General features: G+C 54.6%; 27 protein-coding genes. 15 read left to right on the forward strand and 12 right to left on the reverse strand.

What is annotated here, in order from left to right; translation table 11 throughout:
- Nucleotides 1–104 precede the first annotated feature (104 nt).
- Nucleotides 105–392: a DNA-binding transcriptional regulator SfsB gene (gene sfsB, locus HV242_RS20675; protein ID WP_014171802.1), complete on the forward strand. Its 288-nt coding sequence runs from the start codon at nt 105–107 to the stop codon at nt 390–392.
- 61 nt (nt 393–453) lie between these two features.
- On the opposite strand, the gene murA is transcribed toward sfsB, so the two are convergent.
- The 7 genes from murA to mlaF all read right to left on the reverse strand — a co-directional run bounded on the left by murA (nt 454) and on the right by mlaF (nt 5,247).
- Nucleotides 454–1,713 (reverse strand): UDP-N-acetylglucosamine 1-carboxyvinyltransferase, encoded by a 1,260-nt coding sequence (murA, locus tag HV242_RS20680; RefSeq protein ID WP_020883531.1) that lies wholly within the window; start codon nt 1,711–1,713, stop codon nt 454–456.
- A 50-nt stretch (nt 1,714–1,763) separates the two neighbouring features.
- Nucleotides 1,764–2,018, reverse strand: coding sequence for a BolA family iron metabolism protein IbaG (ibaG, locus tag HV242_RS20685; RefSeq protein WP_008501458.1), 255 nt, complete (start codon nt 2,016–2,018; stop codon nt 1,764–1,766).
- A gap of 126 nt (nt 2,019–2,144) precedes the next feature.
- A complete protein-coding gene (gene mlaB, locus HV242_RS20690) occupies nt 2,145–2,438 on the reverse strand; it encodes a lipid asymmetry maintenance protein MlaB (protein WP_014171806.1) in 294 nt (97 codons plus the stop codon).
- Entirely contained in the window at nt 2,438–3,073 is a 636-nt protein-coding gene (gene mlaC / locus HV242_RS20695; RefSeq protein ID WP_014171807.1) for a phospholipid-binding protein MlaC, read from the reverse strand. Before mlaC ends, mlaB begins: the two co-directional genes overlap by 1 nt.
- An 18-nt stretch (nt 3,074–3,091) precedes the next feature.
- A complete protein-coding gene (gene mlaD, locus HV242_RS20700; RefSeq protein ID WP_025202923.1) occupies nt 3,092–3,640 on the reverse strand; it encodes an outer membrane lipid asymmetry maintenance protein MlaD in 549 nt (182 codons plus the stop codon).
- Between the two features lie 4 nt (nt 3,641–3,644).
- Entirely contained in the window at nt 3,645–4,427 is a 783-nt protein-coding gene (mlaE, locus tag HV242_RS20705; RefSeq protein ID WP_010436044.1) for a lipid asymmetry maintenance ABC transporter permease subunit MlaE, read from the reverse strand.
- A 7-nt stretch (nt 4,428–4,434) separates the two neighbouring features.
- Nucleotides 4,435–5,247, reverse strand: a complete 813-nt coding sequence (mlaF, locus tag HV242_RS20710; RefSeq protein ID WP_020883529.1) for a phospholipid ABC transporter ATP-binding protein MlaF — start codon at nt 5,245–5,247, stop codon at nt 4,435–4,437.
- 231 nt (nt 5,248–5,478) lie between these two features.
- Between mlaF and HV242_RS20715 the strand changes: the two genes are divergently transcribed.
- The 11 genes from HV242_RS20715 to npr all read left to right on the forward strand — a co-directional run bounded on the left by HV242_RS20715 (nt 5,479) and on the right by npr (nt 13,398).
- Nucleotides 5,479–6,456, forward strand: coding sequence for a calcium/sodium antiporter (locus HV242_RS20715; protein WP_020883528.1), 978 nt, complete (start codon nt 5,479–5,481; stop codon nt 6,454–6,456).
- A 13-nt stretch (nt 6,457–6,469) separates the two neighbouring features.
- Nucleotides 6,470–7,456: an arabinose-5-phosphate isomerase KdsD gene (gene kdsD, locus HV242_RS20720; RefSeq protein ID WP_020883527.1), complete on the forward strand. Its 987-nt coding sequence runs from the start codon at nt 6,470–6,472 to the stop codon at nt 7,454–7,456.
- 14 nt (nt 7,457–7,470) lie between these two features.
- Nucleotides 7,471–8,037 (forward strand): 3-deoxy-manno-octulosonate-8-phosphatase KdsC, encoded by a 567-nt coding sequence (gene kdsC, locus HV242_RS20725; protein ID WP_032680194.1) that lies wholly within the window; start codon nt 7,471–7,473, stop codon nt 8,035–8,037.
- The gene (gene lptC / locus HV242_RS20730; RefSeq protein ID WP_014171814.1) at nt 8,034–8,609 is read left to right on the forward strand and encodes an LPS export ABC transporter periplasmic protein LptC; all 576 of its coding nucleotides are present in this window, start codon (nt 8,034–8,036) and stop codon (nt 8,607–8,609) included. The genes kdsC and lptC overlap by 4 nt, the downstream gene beginning before the upstream one ends.
- On the forward strand, nt 8,578–9,132 hold the full coding sequence (lptA, locus tag HV242_RS20735; protein WP_020883526.1) for a lipopolysaccharide ABC transporter substrate-binding protein LptA: 555 nt from the start codon (nt 8,578–8,580) through the stop codon (nt 9,130–9,132). The genes lptC and lptA overlap by 32 nt, the downstream gene beginning before the upstream one ends.
- A gap of 6 nt (nt 9,133–9,138) precedes the next feature.
- Entirely contained in the window at nt 9,139–9,864 is a 726-nt protein-coding gene (gene lptB / locus HV242_RS20740) for an LPS export ABC transporter ATP-binding protein (RefSeq protein WP_014171816.1), read from the forward strand.
- Nucleotides 9,865–9,911: 47 nt separating this feature from the next.
- Nucleotides 9,912–11,345, forward strand: a complete 1,434-nt coding sequence (gene rpoN / locus HV242_RS20745; RefSeq protein WP_014171817.1) for an RNA polymerase factor sigma-54 — start codon at nt 9,912–9,914, stop codon at nt 11,343–11,345.
- Between the two features lie 22 nt (nt 11,346–11,367).
- Nucleotides 11,368–11,655, forward strand: coding sequence for a ribosome hibernation promoting factor (hpf, locus tag HV242_RS20750; RefSeq protein ID WP_014171818.1), 288 nt, complete (start codon nt 11,368–11,370; stop codon nt 11,653–11,655).
- Between the two features lie 82 nt (nt 11,656–11,737).
- On the forward strand, nt 11,738–12,229 hold the full coding sequence (gene ptsN, locus HV242_RS20755; protein ID WP_014171819.1) for a PTS IIA-like nitrogen regulatory protein PtsN: 492 nt from the start codon (nt 11,738–11,740) through the stop codon (nt 12,227–12,229).
- A gap of 45 nt (nt 12,230–12,274) precedes the next feature.
- A complete protein-coding gene (gene rapZ, locus HV242_RS20760; protein WP_014171820.1) occupies nt 12,275–13,129 on the forward strand; it encodes an RNase adapter RapZ in 855 nt (284 codons plus the stop codon).
- Nucleotides 13,126–13,398, forward strand: a complete 273-nt coding sequence (gene npr, locus HV242_RS20765) for a PTS phosphocarrier protein NPr (protein WP_003861872.1) — start codon at nt 13,126–13,128, stop codon at nt 13,396–13,398. Before rapZ ends, npr begins: the two co-directional genes overlap by 4 nt.
- Before the next feature lie 38 nt (nt 13,399–13,436).
- Here the strand turns inward: npr and mtgA are convergent, their stop codons facing one another.
- From mtgA to lptF, 5 genes are all read right to left on the reverse strand, one after another.
- Complete coding sequence (gene mtgA / locus HV242_RS20770) at nt 13,437–14,162, reverse strand: monofunctional biosynthetic peptidoglycan transglycosylase (RefSeq protein WP_032680193.1); 726 nt, start codon at nt 14,160–14,162, stop codon at nt 13,437–13,439.
- A complete protein-coding gene (elbB, locus tag HV242_RS20775) occupies nt 14,159–14,812 on the reverse strand; it encodes an isoprenoid biosynthesis glyoxalase ElbB (RefSeq protein WP_032670144.1) in 654 nt (217 codons plus the stop codon). The genes mtgA and elbB overlap by 4 nt, the downstream gene beginning before the upstream one ends.
- 231 nt (nt 14,813–15,043) lie before the next feature.
- Nucleotides 15,044–17,377, reverse strand: coding sequence for an aerobic respiration two-component sensor histidine kinase ArcB (gene arcB, locus HV242_RS20780; protein ID WP_032679053.1), 2,334 nt, complete (start codon nt 17,375–17,377; stop codon nt 15,044–15,046).
- 135 nt (nt 17,378–17,512) lie between these two features.
- Nucleotides 17,513–18,595: an LPS export ABC transporter permease LptG gene (lptG, locus tag HV242_RS20785; protein WP_020883523.1), complete on the reverse strand. Its 1,083-nt coding sequence runs from the start codon at nt 18,593–18,595 to the stop codon at nt 17,513–17,515.
- Nucleotides 18,595–19,695 carry an LPS export ABC transporter permease LptF gene (gene lptF / locus HV242_RS20790; RefSeq protein WP_014171825.1) on the reverse strand — a complete coding sequence of 367 codons (1,101 nt, stop codon included), beginning with the start codon at nt 19,693–19,695 and terminating at the stop codon, nt 18,595–18,597. The genes lptG and lptF overlap by 1 nt, the downstream gene beginning before the upstream one ends.
- Before the next feature lie 266 nt (nt 19,696–19,961).
- On the opposite strand from lptF, the gene pepA reads away from it, so the two are divergent.
- The 3 genes from pepA (at nt 19,962) to HV242_RS20805 (ending at nt 24,883) form a co-directional block, all read left to right on the forward strand.
- Nucleotides 19,962–21,473 carry a leucyl aminopeptidase gene (gene pepA / locus HV242_RS20795; protein WP_014171826.1) on the forward strand — a complete coding sequence of 504 codons (1,512 nt, stop codon included), beginning with the start codon at nt 19,962–19,964 and terminating at the stop codon, nt 21,471–21,473.
- Nucleotides 21,474–21,584: 111 nt separating this feature from the next.
- Nucleotides 21,585–22,028 carry a DNA polymerase III subunit chi gene (gene holC, locus HV242_RS20800; protein WP_008502815.1) on the forward strand — a complete coding sequence of 148 codons (444 nt, stop codon included), beginning with the start codon at nt 21,585–21,587 and terminating at the stop codon, nt 22,026–22,028.
- Entirely contained in the window at nt 22,028–24,883 is a 2,856-nt protein-coding gene (locus HV242_RS20805; protein ID WP_014171828.1) for a valine--tRNA ligase, read from the forward strand. Before holC ends, HV242_RS20805 begins: the two co-directional genes overlap by 1 nt.
- The last annotated feature ends 111 nt before the right edge of the window (nt 24,884–24,994 follow it).

A 24,994-nucleotide genomic window follows, 5' to 3' on the forward strand; every position in this document is an offset into this window, starting at 1 on the left:
ACCAGTAACGCGAACTTTTTAGAACAAGAAATTGAAATGGGTATAGTAAGGCCAGTCGTTTCAGACGAAATGGCGTAAGTGAATCCGAACTTAAGGACAGCGTTATGGACACGAAATTTATCGACTGGCACACAGCAGATATCATTGCGGCACTGCGCAAAAAAGGCACATCACTGGCTGCGGAATCTCGCCGCCATGGCCTGAGTTCTTCAACCCTGGCAAATGCCCTGACGCGCCCCTGGCCGAAGGGAGAATTGATCATTGCGACGGCGCTGGATACGCATCCGTGGGTGATCTGGCCTTCGCGTTACCACGATCCCATTACCCATGAATTTATCGACAGATCGCGCATGATCCGCCAGAGGAAAGTGAAGAAAGACCCGCAGGAATAGCGGTTTTTTTGACAGGAACAGCAACCCCCCGGTCATTTCTGGCAGGGGGCTGCCGGAACGATTACTCGCCCTTCACACGCTCGATATTCGCACCCAGCGCGCGCAGTTTATCTTCGATACGTTCATAGCCACGATCGATGTGATAAATACGATCAACGACCGTCGTCCCTTCCGCAATACAACCCGCCAGCACCAGGCTTGCAGATGCACGCAGATCGGTTGCCATCACCTGAGCACCAGACAGTTTCTCAACGCCGTGGCAAATCACGGTATTACTCTCGATCTCAGCATGTGCGCCCATACGGATCAGTTCCGGTACGTGCATAAAGCGGTTTTCAAAGATGGTCTCGGTAATGAACCCCGTCCCTTCCGCCACCAGGTTTAACAGGGTGAACTGCGCCTGCATATCGGTCGGGAAAGCAGGATGCGGAGCTGTACGCACGTTTACCGCTTTTGGACGGTTGCCGTGCATGTCCAGGCTGATCCAGTCTTCACCGATTTCGATATCAGCGCCTGCGTCACGCAGTTTCGCCAGCACCGCATCCAGGGTATCTGGCTGCGCGTTGCGACAGGTAATTTTCCCGCCTGAAATCGCGGCAGCAACCAGGAACGTCCCGGTTTCGATACGGTCTGGCAGAACGCGGTACACGCCGCCACCCAGACGCTCAACGCCTTCGATGGTGATACGGTCGGTGCCCTGGCCGGTGATCTTCGCACCCAGCGCCACGAGGAAGTTCGCGGTATCCACAATCTCCGGTTCACGCGCGGCGTTTTCGATGATGGTAGTACCTTCTGCCAGCGTTGCCGCAGACATGATGGTGACGGTGGCACCAACGCTCACTTTGTCCATGACAATGTGCGCGCCTTTCAGGCGGCCATTCACAGACGCTTTAACATAACCTTCTTCGAGTTTGATCTCGGCGCCCAGTTTCTCCAGGCCAAAGATGTGCAGGTCAACCGGACGTGCACCGATTGCGCAGCCACCCGGCAGGGAAACCTGACCCTGACCAAAACGTGCCACCAGCGGGCCAAGCGCCCAGATGGATGCACGCATGGTTTTCACCAGATCGTAAGGTGCGGAAAAGTTGTTTACGTTGCTGGCGTCGATCCAGACGGAACCGTTACGCTCAACTTTGGTGCCCAGCTGGCTGAGCAACTTCATGGTGGTGTCAATATCTTTCAGCTTCGGTACGTTCTGAATTTCTACCGGCTCTTCCGCGAGCAGCGCAGCAAAGAGGATGGGCAGCGCGGCATTTTTTGCGCCAGAAATTGTGACTTCGCCCTGGAGACGCGTTGGCCCCTGTACACGAAATTTATCCATTGTGTGCTCTCTTATAAATTCAACCGTGCTGCGGGCGTGTCGCCCACAACTCAAAAACCGTTTAGTTTGCGATCGCGTGCCCACTCTTGAGGGGTGAACGCTTTAATCGACAGGGCGTGGATGCGGTTATCCGCAATGTATTCCATCAGCGGCGCGTATACAGCCTGCTGTTTCTTCACACGGCTCATACCGTCGAACATCTCACCCACAGCAATAACCTGGAAGTGACTGCCATCGCCAGTGACGTGGGCTTCCTGAAGGGAGAGTGCATTCATCAGCACTGTCTGGATTTCATGATTTTCCATGGGTTCTTAATCATCTGATAATGAAAACAAGCCCAACATCTTAGAGCAAAGTGGCGTCGTCTTAAACAAGCAAAAAGCCCCGACGATGAATCTGTCAGGGCTTTCAGAAGTAACGCACTGAAAATATTAACGAGGCAGTACGTCCTGAGGGAGATTATAGAGCTGGGCCAGGGTGACCACGTTATCGCTCGCCGCGTGCAGCGTAACGCTTGTCCCCTGCTTTTTCCCCACGGCAACAAGATGGGCCAGCAGCGCGACACCTGCCGTGTCCACCCGTGAAATGCCGCTCAGATCGATAACCGTCACGCCCTGCATCGCTTCAAAACGTTTGTCCCAGAGCGGGTTCAGCAGATCCTGGTCGAGTTCACCCGTCAGCTTCAACGTCTCACCCTCACGCGACCAGCTCAGTTGATCCGACATTACTTCTTCTCGTCCAGAGAGATTTTCTGACGCGAGATAGACTGCAGCTGTGCGGTCAGGCCATCAATGCCTTTGGTGCGCAGCAGGTCACTCCACTCGTTCTGTTTAGTGGTGATCATGCTCACCCCTTCCGCAATCATGTCATAGGCCTGCCAGTGACCGGTCTGGCTGTTTTTACGCCACTGGAAGTCCAGGCGTACTGGCGGACGGCCGTTAGGATCGATAATCGTGACGCGGATAGGAATGATAGTCGCGTCGCCCAGCGGCTGCTCTGGCGCAATCTGATAGGTCTGACCGTGATACATCGCCAGTGCCTGACCGTAAGCCTGTTTCAGGTATTCACGGAACGCGGCAAAATAGGCGTCGCGCTGCGCCGGGGTCGCGTCTTTGTAATAACGGCCCAGCACCAGCGCACCCGCATATTTGATCTGCACGTACGGCAGCAGCTCTTGATCAACCACGTCGCGCAGATAATCAGGATTGGAACGAATTTTCGGCTGTTCGTTTTTAAGCCGGTCGAAGGTCTTCTTCGCAGCCTCATCCATCAGTTTGTACGGGTTACTCTGATCCGCAGCATGCGCCGCGGTGAGAGGGGCAATGACCAGCATGGCAACCATTAACAGTCGTTTAAACATGAATGACTTCTCCTGAAATTAATTCGTCGTGCCTGGTGTCGGTGCGACACTGGCAGGATCTTCGCTCTGCGCAGGGGCAGCGTCGGACTTCTTATCATCTCCTTTACTGTTATAAAGGAACTGACCAATCATATCCTCCAGCACCATCGCGGACTTCGTATCCTGGATTACGCTACCGTCTTTAAGGATAGTCGTTCCCAGCTCCGGGTCTTCAAAACCGACGTTAAGCGCCAGATATTGCTCACCCAGCAGGCCGGACGTGCGGATAGAAAGCGAGCTGGTGTCCGGGATATGGTTGTAACGCTCTTCAATATCCATCGACACGCGCGGCAGATAGGTTTTCTCATCAAGCGTAATGTCAGAGACGCGCCCGATGACCACCCCGCCTATACGTACCGGCGAGCGCGCCTTCAGCCCGCCGATGTTATCAAAGGTCGCATAAATGCGATAAGTCGGCTCGGTGCGCACAGACGTGATATCCGCCGCTCTCAGGCAGATAAACAGCGCGGCCAGCAACGCCAGTAACAGGAACACGCCGACCCAAATTTCATTTTTTCTCGTTTGCATGAACTCAATTCCCAAACATCAGTGCGGTGAGCACAAAATCCAGACCCAGTACGGCCAGCGACGAATGTACGACAGTACGTGTAGTTGCACGGCTGATGCCCGCCGAGGTCGGGATCGCATCATAGCCATTGAACAAGGCGATCCAGGTGACCGTAATGGCAAATACCACGCTTTTAATCAGACAGTTAACCAGATCCATTCGCAGATCGATGGCGTCCTGCATGGCCGACCAGAAGAAGCCAGCATCGATGCCCTTCCAGTGAACGCCAACCAGCGAACCGCCCCAGATACCCACGGCGACAAAGAGGATCGTCAGGAGCGGTAAGGAAATCACCCCCGCCCAGAAGCGTGGCGAGATCACGCGACGCAGCGGGTCGACCGCCATCATCTCCATGCTGGAAAGCTGCTCGGTCGCACGCATCAGGCCAATTTCAGCGGTCAATGCTGACCCTGCACGCCCGGCGAACAACAGCGCCGCCACCACCGGCCCCAGTTCACGCAGCAGCGACAGCGCCACCAGCATGCCGAGGCTGGTTTCGGCGCTGTAGGTCGTCAGAACCAGGTAGCCCTGCAGCCCCAGCACCATGCCGATAAACAGACCGGAGACAATGATGATGAGCATCGACAGCACGCCGACATTATAGAGCTGCCGCACCAGTAGCGGTGCATGCTTACGAAATTCCGGCTTGCCGACCAGCGCGTTGAACAACATCAATCCGGCACGCCCGAACGTCCTGATGGTTTTTATGCCACGGTGTCCAAGAGCGGCCAATGCATTTAACAGCATCAGTGGCTTAACTCCCTATTCCCAGTAAATCGTCACGATAGTCGCCCGCCGGGTAGCGGAACGGTACAGGCCCATCCGCAATGCCGTCGAGGAACTGCCGTACACGCGGATCGCAGTTTTCCTGCAACGCCTGAGCGCTGCCATGCGCGACGATCCTTTTGTCTGCCACAATGTAGGCATAGTCGGCGATGCTCAGCACTTCCGGTACATCGTGAGAAACCACTATACAGGTTACACCGAGCGCGCTGTTCAGTTCAGAGATGAGCTTCACCAGCACGCCCATCGTGATAGGGTCCTGCCCGACGAACGGTTCGTCAAACATGATTAAATCGGGTTCTAAGGCGATGGCGCGTGCCAGCGCGGCGCGGCGTGCCATACCGCCGGACAGCTCTGAGGGCATCAGTTTTGCAGCCCCTCGCAGCCCCACGGCCTCAAGCTTCATCATCACCGTACTTTTCAGCAGCTCTGGCGGCAGACTGGTGTGTTCGCGCAGCGGATAGGCCACGTTATCAAAGACGTTCATGTCCGTGAACAACGCTCCCGACTGGAAAAGCATACTCATGCGTTTACGAACAGTATACAGGCGCGATCGTGACATCTCCGGGATGTTTTCGCCGTCAAAGAGGATTTCACCGCTATCGGGTGGGATCTGGCCACCAATAAGGCGCAGCAGGGTCGTTTTACCGATCCCGGACGGCCCCATGATGGCAGTGATCTTGCCACGCGGTACGGTCAACGAAATATCATCGAATATCAATCTGTTGGCGCGAGAAAAACTCACACCCCGGACATCAACTAAATTCGCCATAGTTTGGCTCATTTATGGTTCCTTTCTTACCCTGCTCACGTTAAGCATGCAGACTGAATCAGCCCTAAACTCAGCATTTTTACAGAATATTAGCCGTTGAGGTTAGCGAAAGCTGGCATTTGTTTTACTTTTCCGGCGCATAAAGTCAAAATTAGGAATTCGTTACGCCTCAGACTGTATGCAGTCCTGCCATTCCATTCCTGCGCGATGGACCGACGAGTATACCTGAAGAAAGGACTTTTGATGCTTTTAGCAACAGCACTGTTAATAATTGGTTTACTTTTGGTGGTCTACAGTGCTGACCGTTTGGTATTTGCTGCATCTATCCTGTGCCGCCTGACTGGCGTACCGCCTGTCGTCATCGGGATGACCGTGGTCAGTGTCGGAACCTCGCTTCCTGAAATCATCGTCTCTGTCACGGCATCACTGCACGGTCAGTTAGACCTTGCCGTCGGCACCGCGATTGGTTCCAACATCGTCAATATCTTACTGATCCTTGGCCTGGCGGCCCTGCTCCATCCATTTCGCGTGCATTCTGATGTTCTGCGCCGTGAATTGCCGCTAATGTTAATCGTAAGCCTGCTGGCAGGGTGCGTATTTTATGATGGCGTACTGAGCTACGGTGACGGCATTTTCTTGCTGGCGCTGGCCGTTATCTGGCTGCTGTATAGTGTTAAAATCGCCCGTCTGGCAGAAAAACAGGGCCAGGATAGCCTGACGCGAGAGCAGGTCGCCGAACTCCCGCGTGAAGGCACGCTGCCTGTAGCGCTGCTGTGGCTCGGCGTCGCGCTGATCATCATGCCGATGGCCACGCGCATGGTCGTCGATAACGCCACGGTGCTGGCGAACTATTTCGCCATGAGTGAGCTCACCATTGGCCTGACGGTCATTGCCATTGGCACCAGTCTGCCAGAACTGGCCACCGCTATCGCAGGGGCACGTAAAGGTGAAGATGACATTGCCATAGGCAATATTATCGGTTCAAACATTTTTAATATCGCCATCGTGATGGGCCTGCCGGCCCTGATAACGCCCGGGCCTTTTAACCCCCTGGCATTCTCACGCGATTACGGGGTGATGTTGCTGGTCAGCGTCATTTTTGCCCTGCTCTGCTGGCGGCGGCAACGACAGATCGGCAAAGGCGCAGGGGCGCTGCTGACGGGTGGATTTATCGTATGGATGGCGATGCTGTACTGGCTTTCGCCTCTTCTCTCTGGGTAAACGGAAACGCATTATGTCGCAAATAGAATTGCAGCCGGGTTTTGACTTTCAGAAAGCAGGCAAAGAGGTTCTGGAGATTGAACGTGAAGGTCTGGCGCAGTTAGATCAGTACATTAATCAGGATTTTAGTCTGGCATGTGAGAAGATGTTCTACTGTGCCGGTAAAGTCGTGGTGATGGGCATGGGCAAGTCCGGTCACATTGGGCGCAAAATGGCGGCAACGTTTGCCAGCACCGGAACCTCTTCCTTCTTTGTACACCCGGGGGAAGCCGCGCACGGCGATCTGGGCATGGTAACGCCGCAGGATATCGTCATCGCACTGTCGAACTCCGGTGAGTCTAATGAGATCCTGGCGCTGATCCCCGTGCTGAAGCGGCTGCGGGTTCCGCTTATTTGCATGACCAGCCGCCCGGAAAGTAGCATGGCGCGCGCGGCAGATATTCATCTGTGCGTGAAAGTGCCTAAAGAAGCCTGCCCGCTGGGTCTTGCTCCAACGTCCAGTACGACCGCTGCGCTGGTCATGGGCGATGCGCTTGCCGTTGCGTTGCTGGAAGCCCGCGGTTTTACCCCGGAAGATTTCGCGCTTTCCCACCCAGGCGGCGCGCTCGGGCGTAAGCTTCTGCTTCGGGTTAACGATATTATGCACACTGGCGATGAGATCCCTCACGTCAGTAAAGAGGCCTCCCTGCGCGATGCGCTGCTGGAGATCACCCGCAAGAATCTGGGTATGACGGTTGTGTGCGACGACCTGATGAAGATCCAGGGGATCTTCACCGATGGCGACCTGCGCCGCGTGTTCGACATGGGTGTTGATGTTCGCACGCTGGGCATCGCTGATGTGATGACGTCCGGCGGTATCCGTGTTCGTCCGGGTACGCTGGCGGTGGATGTGCTGAACCTGATGCAGTCCCGTCATATCACCTCAGTGATGGTTGCCGATGGCGACCAGTTGCTGGGTGTGGTACATATGCATGATCTGCTGCGCGCAGGCGTAGTGTAATGAAGGATAAGACAATGAGTAATGCGGGTGCATCCCTTGCAACCTGTTATGGTCCGGTCAGTACCCATATGATGACAAAGGCGGAAAACATTCGCCTGCTCATCCTGGATGTGGATGGGGTACTCTCTGATGGCCTGATTTACATGGGCAATAATGGTGAAGAGTTGAAAGCGTTTAACGTTCGCGATGGCTACGGTATTCGTTGTGCGCTCACATCAGGCATCGACGTTGCCATCATCACCGGTCGGAAAGCTAAACTGGTAGAAGACCGTTGTGAAACGTTAGGCATTACCCATCTGTATCAGGGTCAGTCCGATAAGATGGCGGCGTTCAACGATTTACTGGGTAAACTGGCCGTCGCGCCGGAAAACGTGGCCTATGTCGGGGACGATCTGATTGACTGGCCGGTGATGGCTGAAGTCGGTCTGAGTATCGCCGTGGCCGATGCGCATCCGCTGCTGATCCCGCGCGCTGACTATGTCACCCATATCAACGGTGGCCGTGGTGCCGTACGTGAAGTCTGCGATCTGCTTTTGCTGGCGCAGGGCAAGCTTGATGAGGCCAAAGGGCAATCGATATGAGTAAAACCAGACGTTGGGTTATCATTCTGCTTTCGCTTGTCGCACTGGTATTGATTGGCGTGAACCTTGCCGATCGCGACGATACGCAGACGGAAGTGGTCAATACGAGCGAGCCAACCTATAAAAGCGATCACAGTGACACCGTGGTCTACAGCCCGGAAGGTGCGCTGAACTATCGCCTGATTGCCCAGCATGTTGAATATTTTTCAGATGACGGTATTTCGTGGTTTACCCAGCCTGTCATGACCACGTTTGATAAAGACAAAGTGCCGACGTGGTCGATTAAATCTGACCGGGCAAAACTGACGAATGACCGTATGCTTTATCTGTATGGCCACGTTGAAGTCAACGCCCTGACCGCTGACTCACAACTGCGCAAAATCACGACGGATAATGCACAGATCAACCTCGTGACCCAGGACGTGACGTCGCAGGATCTGGTCACACTGTATGGCACAACATTTAATTCCAGCGGTTTAAGAATGCGCGGGAACTTACGCAGCAAAAACGCCGAGCTGATTGAAAAGGTTAGAACCTCCTATGAAATTCAAAACAAACAAACTCAGCCTTAAAGTAATTATCGCCAGTGCGATGCTGGCGACCAGTCTTCCCGCGCTTGCTGTAACGGGCGATACTGACCAGCCTATCCATATCGAGTCCGACACGCAGTCGCTTGATATGCAAGGCAATGTCGTTACCTTTACCGGTAACGTCGTCATGACCCAGGGCACCATTAAAATCAACGCCGACAAAGTGGTCGTCACCCGTCCCGGTGGCGAGCAAGGCAAAGAGATCATTGATGGCTATGGCAACCCGGCAACCTTCTACCAGATGCAGGATAACGGCAAACCCGTGAAAGGCCGCGCCACACATATGCACTATGAGCTGGCGAAGGACCTGGTCATCCTGACCGGTAACGCTTATCTGGAACAGCTGGACAGCAACATCACCGGCGACCAGATCACCTATCTGGTGAAAGAGCAAAAAATGCAGGCCTCCAGCGAGAAAGGCAAACGCGTAACCACCGTGCTGGTTCCGTCGCAGCTGCAGGACAAAGGTAAGGGTCAGGCCCCGGCACAGAAGAAGAGTAACTAATTCGTTATGGCAACATTAACTGCAAAAAATCTCGCGAAGGCATATAAGGGCCGCCGTGTCGTAGAAGATGTCAGTCTGACCGTCAACTCCGGCGAAATTGTAGGCCTGCTTGGCCCTAACGGTGCGGGCAAGACCACAACCTTCTACATGGTCGTTGGCATTGTGTCGCGCGATGCGGGCAACATCGTCATTGATGATGAAGATATCAGTCTTCTGCCGCTGCATGCGCGTGCGCGTCGCGGTATCGGCTATCTGCCGCAGGAAGCCTCCATTTTCCGCCGCCTGAGCGTCTTTGATAACCTGATGGCCGTCCTGCAAATTCGTGACGATCTGACCAGCGAACAGCGTCAGGACCGGGCTAACGAGCTGATGGAAGAGTTCCATATCGAACATCTGCGCGACAGCCTCGGTCAGGCGCTGTCCGGCGGTGAACGCCGTCGCGTTGAGATTGCGCGTGCGCTGGCTGCAAACCCGAAATTTATCCTTCTGGATGAACCGTTTGCAGGCGTTGACCCCATCTCCGTTATCGACATTAAACGTATCATTGAGCATCTGCGCGACAGCGGGCTTGGCGTACTGATCACTGACCATAACGTCCGTGAAACGCTGGCCGTGTGCGAACGCGCATACATCGTGAGCCAGGGCAATCTGATCGCCCACGGTACGCCGCAGCAGATCCTCGAAGATGATCATGTTAAGCGTGTCTACCTTGGGGAAGACTTCAGACTCTGATAGGGTAGAGGTAATGTAACGCCGAACCGGAGAAAAATGCTCTGAACATGAAGCAAGGTTTGCAATTACGGCTCAGCCAACAACTGGCGATGACGCCGCAGCTACAGCAGGCGATTCGCCTGTTGCAACTGTCCACCTTAGAACTCCAGCAGGAGCTCCAGCAAGCGCTGGATAGCAATCCGTTGCTGGAGCAAGCCGATCTTCATGAAGAGGTAGATACCCAGCAGTCGCAGGATACTGAAGCACTCGACACCGCCGATGCGCTCGAACAAAAAGAGATGCCGGACGAGCTTCCGCTGGATGCCAGCTGGGATGAAATCTACACCGCCGGAACCCCTTCCGGTACGCGTGCAGACTACCAGGACGATGAGCTACCGGTTTATCAGGGTGAAACTACCCAGTCACTGCAGGATTACCTGATGTGGCAGGTGGAACTTACCCCCTTCTCCGATACTGACCGCGCGATAGCGACATCCATTGTCGATGCCGTGGATGACACTGGTTATCTGACCGTCACGCTGGACGAAATTCTGGAAAGCATGGGTGACGAAGAGATTGAACTCGAGGAGATAGAAGCCGTTCTGAAGCGCATTCAGCGTTTCGATCCGGTTGGGGTGGCCGCAAAAGATCTGCGCGACTGCCTGCTTATCCAGCTTTCTCAGTTCAGCAAAGAGACACCATGGCTTGATGAAGCCCGCTTGATCATCAGCGACCATCTGGATCTTCTGGCCAATCACGATTTCCGCAGCCTGATGCGCGTCACGCGCCTGAAAGAAGAGGTGCTGAAAGAGGCGGTCAATCTGATTCAGTCCCTCGATCCGCGCCCCGGTCAGTCCATTCAGACCAGCGAACCCGAGTACGTCATCCCGGATGTGCTGGTCAGAAAACACAATGACCGCTGGGTCGTTGAACTGAACTCAGACAGCATTCCTCGCCTGCAAATCAACCAGCAGTATGCCTCCATGTGCACCAGCGTGCGTAACGACTCCGATAATCAATACATTCGTAGCAATTTGCAGGAAGCGCGATGGTTGATCAAAAGTCTGGAGAGCCGAAATGATACGCTGCTCCGCGTAAGCCGCTGTATTGTCGAACAGCAGCAGGCGTTCTTTGAGCAGGGCGAAGAGTATATGAAACCGATGGTGCTGGCGGATATCGCCCAGGCCGTCGAGATGCATGAATCAACCATTTCCCGCGTGACCACGCAGAAGTATCTGCACAGTCCACGCGGTATTTTTGAGCTTAAGTATTTCTTCTCCAGCCATGTGAATACCGAGGGCGGCGGTGAAGCGTCGTCAACGGCCATTCGCGCCCTGGTGAAGAAGTTGATCGCCGCGGAGAACCCCGCGAAGCCACTGAGCGACAGTAAGTTAACCACCATACTGTCCGACCAGGGTATTATGGTGGCACGCCGAACTGTTGCGAAGTATCGAGAGTCTTTATCCATTCCGCCGTCTAACCAGCGTAAACAGCTGGTCTGACACAACCGATAAGGAAGACACTATGCAGCTCAATATCACAGGACATAACGTCGAGATTACTGAGGCTTTACGTGATTTTGTGAATGCTAAATTCGCGAAACTCGAGCAGTATTTCGAAAGGATCAACCAGGTCTATGTTGTATTGAAAGTGGAGAAAGTGACTCATATCTCGGATGCGACCCTGCATGTCAACGGGGGTGAGCTCCATGCCAGTGCGGAAGGGCAAGACATGTACGCTGCTATCGACGGCTTGATTGATAAGCTTGCACGACAGCTCAATAAACATAAAGACAAACTGAAACAACACTAATTGTCCGGGCAGTTAACGGGTGCAGGAAGGCCTGTTGTGAAACACAACAGGCCGTTTGTACAGTTAGCGCTTAGGTGAAATTATGATGAACAACGATTCCGCTCTTCAACTGAGCAATGTCCTTAACCAGGAATGTACGCGCAGTGCTGTTCACTGCCAGAGCAAAAAACGTGCGCTGGAGATCATCAGTGAACTGGCCGCAAAACAGCTGGGCCTGCCGCCGCAGGTCGTGTTCGAAGCGATCCTGACCCGTGAAAAAATGGGCAGTACCGGCATCGGCAACGGCATCGCGATCCCGCACGGCAAACTGGAAGAGGACACCCTGCGTGCCGTCGGTGTGTTTGTGCAGCTGGAGACGCCTATCGCCTTCGATGCCATCGATAATCAGCCCGTCGATCTCCTCTTCGCGCTGCTGGTGCCTGCCGACCAGACGAAAACCCATTTGCATACGCTTTCGCTGGTCGCAAAACGCCTGGCCGATAAAACCATTTGCCGTCGACTGCGCGCAGCCCAAAGTGATGAAGAGCTATATCAAATTATCACTGAAGCAGAAGGCAATCAGGATGATGCATAACCAGGAGATGGCCTTCACATCTGTTGTCCTGAGGAGAAACGGAACATGGTGCTGATGATTGTCAGTGGCCGTTCAGGGTCCGGGAAATCCGTGGCCCTGCGCGCGCTGGAAGACATGGGGTTTTACTGCGTAGATAACCTGCCGGTCGTGCTGTTGCCAGACCTGGCACGCACACTTGCGGAGAGGCAAATCTCTGCCGCCGTCAGTATCGACGTTCGTAACATGCCTGAATCGCCAGAAATTTTTGAACAGGCAATGAGCAACCTGCCTGATTCATTCTCGCCTCAGCTGCTGTTCCTCGATGCAGACCGCAATACTCTGATCCGTCGCTACAGCGATACCCGTCGTTTGCACCCGCTTTCCAGCAAGAACCTCTCACTGGAAAGTGCTATCGACGAAGAGAGCGATCTGCTGGAACCGCTGCGTTCCCGTGCTGACCTGATTGTCGATACATCCGAAATGTCCGTGCATGAGCTGGCGGAAATGCTGCGTACCCGTTTACTGGGCAAACGCGAGCGTGAACTGACGATGGTGTTCGAGTCATTCGGCTTTAAGCACGGTATTCCTATCGATGCGGATTATGTTTTCGACGTGCGCTTCCTGCCGAACCCGCACTGGGATCCGAAGCTGCGTCCAATGACCGGTCTCGATAAGCCCGTCGCGGCCTTCCTCGACAGACACACAGAAGTTCACAATTTTATCTACCAGACGCGAAGCTACCTTGAGCTATGGTTACCTATGCTGGAGACAAACAATCGTAGCTACCTGACCGTGGCGATTGGCTGTACCGGCGGTAAACATCGTTCGGTCTATATCGCCGAACAGCTGGCCGACTATTTCCGCTCACGCGGAAAGAACGTTCAGTCCCGACATCGCACGCTGGAAAAACGTAAAACATGACCGTAAAACAAACCGTTGAGATCACCAATAAGCTGGGCATGCATGCACGTCCGGCGATGAAACTGTTTGAGTTGATGCAGGGTTTCGATGCAGAAGTTCTGCTGCGTAACGATGAAGGTACCGAGGCGGAAGCGAACAGCGTGATTGCGCTGCTGATGCTGGACTCCGCCAAAGGCCGCCAGATTGAAGTAGAAGCTACCGGTCCACAGGAAGAGGAAGCGCTGGCGGCGGTGATTGCGCTGTTTAACGCCGGGTTTGACGAAGACTAACGCCTCTTTCATGGCGGGTAGCGCTACGCTTACCCGCCTTACATCAATTTATTTCTCGCCATAAACCCTTCCCCTCCCAGCTGCCGCATCTGGCGCATGATCCACGCCTGTCGGTTTCGCACATAGCCTGAGGGTGCATTGGCCTTAAAGCGAATTGGGTTAGGCAAGACCGCGGCCAACAGCGCAGCTTCAGAGAGGCTCAGCCGGCTGGCAGGTTTATTGAAATATCGCTGCGAGGCGGCTTCGACACCAAACACGCCATCACCAAACTCGGCAATGTTCAGATAGACCGTCAGAATACGTTTCTTGCTCCAGACCGTTTCCATCCCCAGGGTCAATCCGGCTTCCAGCCCTTTTCGCACCCAGCTGCGGCCATCCCACAAAAAAAGGTTTTTGGCCGTCTGTTGTGACAGCGTCGATGCGCCGCGCACGCGGTTTTCATGGCGTTCGTTATGGGCAAGCGCTTTCTCGATTGCCGCCACGTCAAACCCCCAGTGCTCCGGGAATTTCTGATCCTCCGCCGCTATCACCGCCAGCCCCATCCACGCGGAGATTTCATCTGTGCTCACCCAGTCAGAGTGGGCAACATAGCTGAAGTCACCGGTGAACCACGCGCTCAGCTGACGCTCAACCATCACGGCAGAAAACGGAACCGGCAGAATGCTGAATAATGCCAGTCCGCCGCCCCAGAACACCGCCAGCACCAGCACGGTACGCCAAAGAATACGTTTTACCCAGGCGCCTGCGGCGAATTGACGCCTCATTCAGTCAGCACCAGCACTCTGGCCACCAGCTTTTCAATGCCTGAAGCGGCTTCCGCGATAGTCTGCGCCAGCATATACGCAGGTGTGGTGACGATTTTATTGTCTTCATCCACCACAATGTCATCCACCGGACAAGGGATGTGCTCGCCTCCCATCTCCTCGATGATTTCCGCTGTATCAATATCGGTCCCGATGGTCAGGCGCAGCGGGAAATCAAAAATTGTCGGAAGCATGGCCGGAGCGATGCAGATAAAGCCCTGCGGTTTACCCGCCGCATGCATGGCCTGTGATAACGCTTTTAAATGCGGATCAACCTGACACCCGGCGCCTTGCGTGGCAAACGTGCTGAGGTTTTTAGCCGCCCCAAACCCGCCCGGCACAATTAACGCATCAAGCTCTGCCGCGTCCGCCTGAATCAGAGGATGAATTTCGCCACGCGCAATACGCGCGGCTTCAATCAGGACGTTACGAGTTTCCGCCATCGGCTCCCCGGTCAGATGATTAATGACATCAGCCTGATTTTTGTCTGGCGCGAAGCAAATGACTTCAGCCCCCTCTCTTGCCAGGGCCAGCAATGTGATGACGGCTTCGTGTATCTCAGAACCATCGTAAACGCCACATCCGCTCAGTACGACACCAATCTTTTTCATCATGACGATCCTTCTCTGCAACTCGCTGAAGCACATAATTAATTTTGATTAAAACGCTATGCTTCACACATTTCACTGATTCCTGTAACAAACCATTTAAGATTTGCTATCTTATTTGCGTGCGGCCTAAATTTTCAGGCGGCGTCCATACGAAAACAACACAAAAAAACAGGCGCAGCCACAATTTCCCTGGTGTTGGCGCAGTATTCGCGCACCCCGGTTAAGCCGGGGTCATTTTTTTCTGGCGTCCACCCAGGCTTTAAGCACCGCCACATCGTTCTGCCATTCTTGTTTCATCTCTTCAACCCAATCACCTACGTTATCTTCCCAGGCAGGTAAATCAGGTGACTGAATCTGTTGTCCCAGCTGCTGCAGGTGACGTAAGCCGACCGAGCCGGCCGCACCTTTGATTTTATGCCCTTCTTCCACAATGCCTTTCTGATCCCGCGCTGTCAGATTTGACTCCAGCACGCTCAGATAGCCCGGCATCATTTTTTCAAATACTGCCAGACCGTCGGTAATCAGTTTTGGACCAACCAGATCGATGTACTGCTCCAGCATCGCGGTATCGAGTATCGTTTGGGCTTTCGCGCTATCCACAGACGTCATGGTGTTCTCCTCTTCATCATGGGTATCCCAGAACTTCTTGATCATGGCGGTCAGGGCAGGCACCGCCAGCGGCTTGCTAAGTACATCATCCATACCGGCATCGAGGTACTCTTTTTTATCTTTCAGCACGTTCGCCGTCAACGCCACCAGCGGCGGCAGTTCGTCGGCAGCGTACTGGCTCGTCAGTTCACGGGAAATATCCAGCCCGGTCATGTCCGGCAACTGAATATCCAGCAGAACGAGATCATATTCACCCGGCTTAAACATCTCCAGCGCGGCTTTACCGGTCATCGCCACATCCACGCTGTTGCCCAGTTTTTCCAGGACAGAGCGTGCGACAATTACGTTAAGCTCAATATCTTCCACCAGCAGGACATGCAGCGCAGGCAGCGGCATATCGTCGTTTTCGAAGGTATCTTCCACCTCTTCCGCCACCGCCGGCGCGTGCACCGTCAACGTGAAGGTTGAGCCTTTGCCCGGATGGCTGGCGACGGTAATATCACCGCCCATGCTCTTCGCAAGGCGTTTAGACACCGCCAGACCAATTCCTGTGCCGGTCGCGGGCTTGCCGCCGTTGCTGTCCTTCACCTGATAGTACATCGCAAAGATTTTGTCCTGCTCTTCCTGCGGAATCCCAATGCCGGAATCTTCCACCTCAAAGTGCAGCATGTCGCCCTGGTCATAGCGAATACGTACCGAGACCTGCCCCTTCTGGGTAAATTTGACCGCATTGCTGATAAGGTTCCACAGGATCTGGCGCAGACGCGTGCCGTCGGTAACCACCTTGTGCGGCAGCGGCAGCGTGGGATCCATGACAAAGCTCAGCCCCTTCTGTTGCGCCTGCAAACCCGACAGGTTTTCCAGATCGGCCAGGAAACCGGTGAAATCAACCGGCTGGTTATCAAGCTGCACTTTGCGGCGTTCCATCTTATCCATATCGATAATATCGTTGAAGATATTCCCCAGCGTGACCGCTGAGACATGGATGGTTTTGAGGTATTTTTCCTGTTCTGCGGTGAGATCGGTGTCCAGCAGAATGCGGCTCAGGCCGACAATTCCGTTAAGCGGCGTACGCAGTTCATGGCTGATGGTGGAGATGAAGGTGGTTTTATCGCGGCTGGCACGTTCAAGGGCATCCTGATAGCGCTTACGTTCGGTGATATCACGGCCAAACCCCATCAGACCGTGGCGTTTCCCCACGCGGTCGTAGTACGGCACCTTACGGATCTCAAAGCAGGCTTTGCGCCCGTCGGGGTAATCCAGCCACTGTTCATAGGTCAGTGAGACGTTATGACGGAACACTTTTTCGTCCGTCTCCATCACTTTGGCGGCCGCCTCTTCGGAGTATACGTCCTGCGGCTTCAGGTGAATCAGCTGCTTCTCGCTCTTCCCGGTCAGCAGTTCCATCGCCCGGTTACAGCCGGAAAACTCTTTATCTTCATTACGGTAGAAAACCAGATCCGGCGATGCATCAAGGAACGAGCGCAGGAAAGAGGATTGCTGCTCAAGCTGGATCTGCGTCACCTCGCGCTCTTTCATTTCGATTTTCAGCTGCTCCAGCGTCGCCTGGCGCTCAGCCTCCGCCTTCTCACGATCCGAAATCTCCTGGTTCAGTTGGGCGATATTATCCTTTAGCTGAACGTTGAGCTTCAGATCGCGATCGCGCATCTCTTCCAGTTTATCGACCAGTTTTGACAGGCGCTGACGGGACTCCTCCAGTTGTTCAACCACCACGGAGAGGAAATAGACCGCCCAGGGTGTAATCAGCAAGCCAAAGAAGATAGAGCGGATCACGTCGATACTCTCGACCTGACCGTGCAGAACCATGGTTACGGCCATCTGCACGACAATGGCCAGAACGACCAGCGCCAGTGCCAGCAGCATGGAGAAACGCACCAGCCCAAGCTTCATCATCAGATCGACGTAGTACTGGGCCAGCATTCGAATTTGCTTCATAGAGGATCCCTTCACGACTTTATCGCTCAATAATACTCAAATTCGCGGCGGGGCGTTGAAGGTTGTGAGAAAAAGTGCGGGGTGAAACAGGAGATTAGCCTCGCTTCCGGTTCTCCGGAAGCGAGGAGAGGTCTGTCAGGAGCGTTTCAGCATCAGCCAGAGGCTGATCAGGAAGAAGCTGGCGCTCGGCAGCAGCGCGCCGATAACAGGCGGAATGCCATAAACCAGCGTCAGCGGGCCGAAGATCTGATCGAGAACGTAGAATACAAAGCCGAAGCTGATCCCGGTCACCACGCGCACGCCCATCGGCACGCTACGCAACGGGCCAAAGATAAACGACAGGGCCATCAGCATCATCACCGCCACGGACAACGGCTGGAAGATTTTGCTCCACATGTTGAGCTGATAACGTCCGGCGTCCTGTCCGCTCGACTTCAGGTATTTCACGTAGTTGTGCAAACCACTGATGGAGAGAGCGTCAGGATCCAGCGCCACCACGCCGAGTTTGTCCGGCGTGAGTTTGGTTTTCCACATGCCCGACACCGTCTGAGAGCCGGAGATCTGTTTTGGATCGGTCAGGTCTGACTCATCCACCTGCGACAACCGCCACTGCTTATGCTCGGCGTCAAACTTGGCCGAAGAGGCGTGACGCACGGAGAGCAAACGACGATCGTCATTGAAGGTGTAAATACTCACGCCTCCCAGTTCGTCATCGCCCTTCACACGTTCGATATAGACGAAGCTGTCACCATCTTTTGCCCACAACCCTTGCTGCGTTGAGAGCAATGAGCCACCGTACATCGCCTGCGCACGATAGTTACGCGCCATCTGCTCACCCTGCGGTGCCACCCACTCGCCAATTGCCATGGTCAACAGCACCAGCGGGATCGCGGTTTTCATCACCGACAGCGCAACCTGCATACGGGTGAAGCCCGAAGCCTGCATAACAACCAGTTCACTGCGCTGTGCCAGCATCCCTAAGCCCAACAACGCACCCAGCAGGGCCGCCATCGGGAAGAAGATCTGCACATCTTTTGGCACGCTGAGCAGGGTATACATGCCCGCACCCAGCGCGTCATAGCTCCCCTGCCCGGCTTTTTTCAACTGATCGACAAATTTGATAATGCCGGAGAGCGACACCAGCATGAACAACGTCATCATGATGGTGGAAAAAATAGTTTTACCGATATAGCGGTCAAGAACGCCAAACGCCTGCATTAGAGGGCTCCTTTACGCGAGAAGCGGGCACGAATGCGGCGCACAGGCACCGTATCCCACAGGTTGAGTCCCACCGCCAGCAGCAGATACAGACCATTGACTACCCAGGTCCAGACGAACGGGTCAATTTTACCCTTACCACCGTTAGACTTAATTGAGGTCTGCAACAGGAAGAACACCAGGTACAGCAGCATGGCTGGCAACATTGACAGCACGCGTCCCTGACGTGGGTTAACCACACTCAGCGGAACGACCATCAGAGCCATCATAAATACGGCGAATACTAGCGTGATACGCCAGTGCAGTTCGGCACGCGCACGGTTGTTGTCCGTATTGAACAGGGTACGCATATCCATTTGCTCGGTATCACTTGGATCGAGCGCCACGGTCTGGTGACCAATAATGGCCTGGTAGTTCTGGAAATCGGTGATGCGGAAATCGCGCAGCATCGCAGTGCCTTCGAAGCGCGTGCCTTTATTCAGCGTCACTACCTGAGAGCCATCTTTACGCTGTGACAGTTGACCCGAATCGGCCACCACGACGGAAGGACGGGCATTCCCTTTGGTGCGGAGCTGAGCAAGGAACACATCGTTAAAGCGGCTACCATCCACGCTTTCGATAAATAGAACAGAATTCCCGTCCGTCGCCTGCTGGAACTGGCCCTGCGCCAGTGCGGCCATACCCGGGTTTGCTTTGGCTTCTGCCAGCACTTCATCCTGGTGACGGGAAGACGTTGGGCCCGCCCACATCACATTCACCGCCGCAACGATACCTGTGAAAAGCGCCAGAACCATAGCGGCTTTCACCAGTACGGCTTTACTCAAGCCGCAGGCGTGCATCACGGTGATTTCACTCTCGGTATAAAGCTTGCCGAGCGTCATGAGCAGACCGAGGAAAAGACTTAGCGGCAGGATAAGCTGCGCCATTTCCGGGATCCCTAAACCAAGCAGGGAAAGCACCAGATTCGTAGGAATTTCGCCGTCAACGGCCGCACCGAGGATCCTGACCAGCTTCTGACAGAAAAAAATCAGCAGCAGGATGAAGAGGATCGCCAGCTGGCTTTTGAGCGTCTCCCGCACCAGATATCTTATGATTATCACTTTAAATACGCCCGTAAAAACCCGTCTCTTTGCTGGAAAATCGCTTGTTTCATGGCTTAAACGTCATTTATTCTCTTGAGTCGTCGAAATCATCGCTAAGATTAAAACATCCGGCGGATTCACGCTTCAGGACTTTTTCTGACGTGTCGAAACCGTAGTAACGTAAGATTAACACGAAGTCACCACAACAGCGGACATGAGTTACGAAAGGTTTCAATTCTATCTGTAGCAGCCGCTGTTGTCTTTAAGATTCAGGAGCGTAGTGCATGGAGTTCAGTGTAAAAAGCGGTAGCCCGGAGAAACAGCGGAGTGCCTGCATCGTTGTGGGCGTCTTTGAACCACGCCGACTCTCCCCGATCGCCGAGCAACTCGATAAGATCAGTGATGGCTACATCAGCGCCCTGCTGCGCCGTGGCGAACTGGAAGGCAAACCTGGGCAGACGCTGTTACTGCACCATGTTCCAAACGTACTGTCCGAACGTATTCTGCTGATTGGCTGCGGTAAAGAGCGCGAGCTGGATGAACGTCAGTATAAGCAGGTTATTCAGAAAACGATTAATACGCTGAATGATACCGGCTCAATGGAAGCCGTTTGCTTCCTGACCGAGCTGCACGTCAAAGGCCGTAACACCTACTGGAAAGTGCGTCAGGCGGTCGAAACGGCAAAAGAGAGCCTGTACAGCTTCGACCAGCTGAAAACCAACAAAAGCGAGCCACGTCGTCCGCTGCGTAAGATGGTCTTTAACGTACCGACCCGTCGCGAGCTGACCAGCGGTGAACGCGCTATCCAGCACGGTCTGGCGATTGCTGCCGGGATTAAAGCCGCAAAAGATCTGGGCAATATGCCGCCTAACATCTGTAACGCAGCCTATCTGGCCTCTCAGGCACGTCAGCTGGCTGACGCCTACAGTAAGAATGTCATCACCCGCGTCATCGGCGAACAGCAGATGAAAGAGCTGGGAATGCACTCCTATCTGGCAGTCGGCAACGGCTCCCAGAATGAGTCGCTGATGTCGGTTATCGAGTACAAAGGTAACCCGTCTGAAGATGCGCGTCCGATTGTGCTGGTTGGTAAGGGTCTGACCTTCGATTCCGGCGGTATCTCCATCAAGCCTGCCGAAGGCATGGACGAGATGAAGTACGACATGTGTGGTGCAGCAGCAGTGTATGGCGTGATGCGTATGGTGGCGGAACTTCAGCTGCCGATAAACGTCATTGGCGTGCTGGCGGGCTGTGAAAACATGCCTGGCGGTCGTGCGTACCGTCCGGGTGACGTTCTGACGACCATGTCCGGCCAGACCGTTGAAGTGCTGAACACCGACGCCGAAGGCCGTCTGGTGCTGTGCGACGTGCTGACCTACGTTGAGCGCTTCGAGCCTGAAGCGGTCATTGACGTGGCCACGCTGACCGGTGCCTGTGTGATTGCGCTGGGTCATCACATCACCGGGCTGATGTCGAACCACAATCCTCTGGCGCACGAGCTGATTGGCGCGTCCGAACAGGCCGGTGACCGCGCATGGCGTCTGCCGCTGGGTGACGAGTACCAGGAACAGCTGGAGTCTAATTTCGCCGATATGGCGAACATCGGCGGTCGTCCTGGCGGGGCAATTACTGCGGGCTGCTTCCTGGCGCGCTTTACCCGTAAGTACAACTGGGCGCATCTGGATATCGCAGGTACCGCCTGGCGTTCCGGTAAGGCCAAAGGCGCAACCGGTCGTCCGGTCGCGTTACTGTCGCAGTTCCTGCTCAATCGTGCGGGTTTTAACGGCGAAGAGTAATTGCCGTCAGATGCCCGGTAGCGCTACGCTTACCGGGCCTACGGAAAGATGCCGTTTGTAGGCCGGGTCAGCCCGGCCTTGCATTTAAATCCACAACAAGAAGCCCCATATATGAAGAATGCAACGTTCTACCTTCTGGACAACGACACCCATCAGGACGGCCTCAGCGCAGTTGAACAGCTGGTGTGTGAAATTGCCGCAGAACGTTGGCGCGCAGGTAAACGCGTTTTGATTGCCTGCGAAGATGAGCAGCAGGCCATCCGCCTTGACGAAGCACTCTGGGCACGCCCGCCGGAGAGTTTTGTTCCGCATAATCTGTCTGGCGAAGGCCCTCGTGGCGGCGCACCGGTAGAGATTGCCTGGCCGCAAAAGCGCAACAGCAGCGCGCGCGATATTCTGATTAGCCTGCGGATAGATTTTGCAGATTTTGCCACCGCTTTCACAGAAGTGGTAGACTTTGTCCCTTACGAAGAATCTTTGAAACAACTGGCGCGCGAACGCTATAAAGCGTACCGCCTGGCTGGTTTTAACCTGAATACGGCAACCTGGAAATAATGGAAAAGACATATAACCCACGCGATATCGAACAGCCGCTTTACGAGCACTGGGAACAGCAGGGCTATTTCAAGCCTAACGGCGATGAAAGCAAAGAGTCCTTCTGCATCATGATCCCACCGCCGAACGTCACCGGCAGTTTGCATATGGGTCATGCCTTCCAGCAGACCATCATGGATACCATGATCCGCTACCAGCGCATGCAGGGCAAAAACACCCTGTGGCAGGCGGGGACTGACCACGCGGGTATCGCGACCCAGATGGTGGTTGAGCGTAAAATTGCCGCTGAAGAAGGTAAAACCCGCCACGACTACGGTCGCGACGCGTTCATCGATAAAATCTGGCAGTGGAAAGCAGAATCCGGCGGTACCATCACCCGTCAGATGCGCCGTCTTGGCAACTCCGTGGACTGGGAGCGCGAGCGCTTCACCATGGACGAAGGTCTTTCCAACGCCGTTAAAGAAGTGTTTGTCCGTCTGTACAAAGAAGATCTGATTTACCGTGGCAAGCGCCTGGTAAACTGGGACCCTAAACTGCGCACCGCTATCTCCGACCTGGAAGTGGAAAACCGTGAGTCTAAAGGCTCCATGTGGCATATCCGCTATCCACTGGCCGACGGCGCTAAAACGGCAGATGGTAAAGATTACCTGGTGGTAGCGACCACCCGTCCGGAAACCCTGCTGGGCGATACCGGCGTGGCCGTTAACCCGGAAGATCCGCGTTATAAAGATCTGATTGGCAAATTCGTGGTGCTGCCGCTGGTTAACCGCCGCATTCCCGTTGTGGGCGATGAACACGCCGACATGGAAAAAGGCACCGGCTGTGTGAAAATCACCCCGGCACACGACTTCAACGACTACGAAGTGGGTCGTCGTCACGCCCTGCCAATGATCAACATTCTGACGTTCGACGGTGATATCCGTGAAAGCGCGGAAGTGTATGACACCAAAGGTAACGAATCCGACGTTTACTCCAGCGACATTCCGGCTGAATTCCAGAAAATGGAACGTTTTGCCGCGCGTAAAGCGATTGTCGCTGCAGTGGATGCACTCGGCCTTCTGGAAGAGATCAAACCTCACGATCTGACCGTGCCGTACGGTGACCGTGGTGGTGTTGTTATCGAGCCAATGCTGACCGACCAGTGGTACGTGCGCGCCGACGTGCTGGCGAAACCGGCTGTTGAAGCGGTCGAGAACGGCGACATCCAGTTCGTGCCGAAGCAGTATGAAAACATGTACTTCTCCTGGATGCGTGATATTCAGGACTGGTGTATCTCCCGTCAGCTGTGGTGGGGCCACCGTATCCCGGCCTGGTACGACCGTGAAGGCAACGTCTATGTTGGCCGCAGCGAAGATGAAGTTCGTCAGGAAAACAACCTGAGTGCCGATGTCGCCCTGCGTCAGGACGAAGACGTACTGGACACCTGGTTCTCCTCCGCATTGTGGACCTTCTCCACGCTGGGCTGGCCGGAGAACACCGACGCGCTGCGTCAGTTCCACCCAACCAGCGTGATGGTGTCCGGCTTCGACATCATCTTCTTCTGGATCGCCCGCATGATCATGATGACCATGCACTTCATCAAAGATGAAAACGGCAAGCCACAGGTTCCGTTCCATACCGTCTACATGACCGGTCTGATTCGTGACGACGAAGGCCAGAAGATGTCCAAGTCCAAGGGTAACGTTATCGACCCACTGGACATGGTTGACGGTATCTCCCTCGAAGAGCTGCTGGAAAAACGTACCGGCAACATGATGCAACCGCAGCTGGCAGAGAAGATCCGCAAGCGTACTGAGAAACAGTTCCCGAATGGGATCGAACCTCACGGTACTGACGCCCTGCGTTTCACTTTGGCGGCACTGGCTTCAACCGGTCGTGACATCAACTGGGACATGAAGCGTCTGGAAGGTTACCGTAACTTCTGTAACAAGCTGTGGAACGCCAGCCGCTTCGTGTTGATGAACACGGAAGATCAGGATTGCGGCTTCAACGGCGGCGAGATGACCCTGTCTCTGGCCGATCGCTGGATCCTGGCAGAGTTCAACCAGACGGTGAAAGCCTTCCGCGAAGCGCTGGACAGCTACCGCTTCGATATCGCGGCGGGCATTCTGTATGAATTCACCTGGAACCAGTTCTGTGACTGGTACCTGGAGCTGGCAAAACCGGTAATGAACGGCGGTTCTGAAGCGGAACTGCGCGGTACGCGCAACACGCTGATTACCGTTCTCGAAGGTCTGCTGCGTCTGGCGCACCCGATTATTCCATTCATCACCGAAACCATCTGGCAGCGTGTGAAAGTGATTGCCGGCATCAACGCCGACACCATCATGCTGCAGCCGTTCCCGGAATTCGATGCAGCGAAGGTCGATGAAGCGGCGTCAGCCGATACCGAATGGCTGAAACAGGCGATCGTGGCGGTACGTAATATCCGTGCCGAAATGAACATCGCCCCGGGTAAACCTCTGGAGCTGCTGCTGCGCGGTTGCAGTGAGGCTGCTGTTCGCCGTGTCACCGAGAACAACACCTTCCTGAAAACCATGGCGCGTCTGGAAAGCATCACCGTGCTGCCTGCGGATGACAAAGGTCCGGTATCCGTGACCAAAATCATCGACGGCGCCGAGCTGCTGATCCCGATGGCAGGTCTTATCGACAAAGACGCTGAGCTGGCTCGTCTGGCAAAAGAAGTGGCTAAGGTCGATGTGGAAATTGGCAAAATCGAAAGCAAACTGGCGAACGAAGGCTTTGTTGCCCGCGCGCCGGAAGCGGTTATCGCGAAAGAGCGTGAGCGTCTGGTTGCCTTCGCCGATGCTAAGACCAAACTGATCGAGCAGCAGGCGGTTATTGCAGCCCTGTAATGCTTTTACCCCTTACGCTTCAGGGCGTAAGGGGTATCCTTCCTGAAAACTCCTCGCTTGCGCTCCCTTTACTGCGGTGCTATTAACAGCAGTTGTGTGTCAATTTTTGTA

Origin of the sequence: Enterobacter sp. RHBSTW-00593 (assembly GCF_013784105.1) — a bacterium.
GTDB classification, from domain to species: domain Bacteria; phylum Pseudomonadota; class Gammaproteobacteria; order Enterobacterales; family Enterobacteriaceae; genus Enterobacter; species Enterobacter ludwigii.